Below are 1,996 nucleotides of genomic sequence, written 5' to 3' on the forward strand. Positions count from 1 at the left end.
AGCTGGCCCAGAGTTTTGCCCAACTCGGCATCCGGGTCTCCCTGATCGAGCTGGCGGATCAACTCCTGCCCCGGGAGGAGCGCGAGGTGGCCGAGTTGCTGCAAGCTCAGATGAAGGATGACGGGGTCGAACTCTTGATTGGCTGGCGTGCCGAGCGGGTCGAATCCCTGACGCAAGGCCAGATCCGCCTGCACCTGCGCCGGGGGGATCAGCGCCTGGAAGTTGAGGGAGATCAGCTGCTGCTGGCCCTGGGCCGGGTGGCCAATGTTACCGGCTTTGGTCTGGAAGCGCTGGGGGTCGAGCTGACCCCTCGCGGCACCATAGCCGTGGACGCTTTCCTCGCCACCAACTACCCCAGCATATCGGCGGTGGGCGATGTGGCCGGCCCCTACCAGTTCACCCATTTCGCCGCGCATCAAGCCTGGTATGCCGCGGTCAATGCCCTCTTTGGCCAGTTCAAACGCGTCAAGGCGGACTATCGCGTCATCCCGGCAGCCACCTATACCAGCCCGGAGGTGGCCCGCGTCGGCCTCAACCGCAAGGAGGCGCAAGAACAGGGAATTGCCTTTGAAACCAGCCGCTTCGAACTCAAAGAGCTGGACAGGGCCATCGCCGATGGTGAAACCCAGGGCTTCATTGAGGTGCTGACCGCCCCTGGCAAAGACAAGATCCTGGGCGCCACCATCGTCGGCCCCCATGCCGGGGAGCGCATCGCTGAGTTCACCCTGGCCATGCGCCAAAAGCTGGGCCTTGGCAAGGTACTGGGCACCATTCACGCCTACCCCACGCTGATGGAGGGCAACAAGTATGTGGCTGGCCAGTGGAAACAGGCCCACAAACCCGAGGCCCTGCTGCCCTGGCTGGCCCGCTACCACCACTGGCGCCGCCGTGGCAAGCTCGATGCCAGACAACATCCGTTGCAGACAGGCCCGACTCCCCTGCGGGATCCGGCCCAGCCCTCCACTCACCACAAGGAGCCATGATGACCTCTGGCAAGCTTGGTTACGGCATGGCCGCGTTGGCCCTGTTCTGGGGTTGGCAGGCCCAGGCCTCTTCCGACATCAACTGGCAGCAGACCCTGGCCGAGGCCCGTGGACAGACGGTCTATTTCAACGCCTGGGGCGGCAGCCCTGAGATCAACAGCTACCTCGGCTGGGCAGCCAAGGAGCTGGCGCGCGACTATCGGCTCACCCTGGTGCAGGTGAAGGTGGATGACATCGCCCCCAGCGTCAGTCAGCTGCTCGCGGGCAAGCAGGCAGGCAAGACCCGGGGAGGCCCCGTCGACCTGCTCTGGGTCAATGGCGAGAACTTCAAGGCCCTCAAAGACAACGGCCTGCTCGGTGCCCCTTTCAGCCAGGAGTTGCCAAATATGGCGCTGGTCGACCCCAGCTTGCCGGTCGACAAAGACTTCACTGTAGCGGTCGAGGGGTTGGAAGCGCCCTGGGGACTGGGCCAGCTCAACTTCATGGTCGACACCGACCAGGTGCCTGAACCACCGCGCTCGGCCAAGGCGCTGCTTGCCTGGGCCAAGGCCAACCCGGGCCGGTTCAGCTACCCCAAGCCGCCCCAGTTCCACGGCACCAGTTTCCTCAAACAGATGCTGCTGGAGCTGGCGCCCGATCCGTCCCCCCTCTATCGCCCGGCGACCAACGCCGCCTTTGCCCAAGTCACGGCGCCGCTCTGGCTCTTCCTCGAGGCTCTGCATCCCAGCCTGTGGCGTCAAGGCAAGGCCTTCCCGGCCAGCGCCGCCGAGACCAAGCAACTGCTCGATGATGGCGAACTGGCCATGGCCATCAGCTTCAATCCGCAGGAGGCCCTGAGCTCGGTGGAGACAGGCAGCCTGCCTCCCGGTGTCAAGGCGGTCGCCATGTATAAGGGGGCACTGACCAACAGCCACTTCCTGGCCATTCCCTTCAACGCCACGGCCCGCGCCGGAGCCAAGGTGGTGGCCAACTTCCTGCTCAGCCCCGCCGCCCACGGCTCGCAAGGCCGAGCC

2 protein-coding genes are annotated in these 1,996 nt (G+C 65.1%); both read left to right on the forward strand.

All coding sequences use genetic code 11. The features are described from left to right. The coding region (locus G113_RS19915) for a dihydrolipoyl dehydrogenase family protein (RefSeq protein WP_161618931.1) at positions 1–983 on the forward strand (983 nt) is incomplete at its 5' end. Continuing rightward, positions 878–1,996 (forward strand): ABC transporter substrate-binding protein (locus G113_RS19920; protein WP_330216953.1); only part of this gene is annotated, 1,119 nt, incomplete at its 3' end. The genes G113_RS19915 and G113_RS19920, both read left to right, overlap by 106 nt.

This window comes from Aeromonas molluscorum 848, assembly GCF_000388115.1.
GTDB classification, from domain to species: Bacteria; Pseudomonadota; Gammaproteobacteria; order Enterobacterales; family Aeromonadaceae; genus Aeromonas; species Aeromonas molluscorum.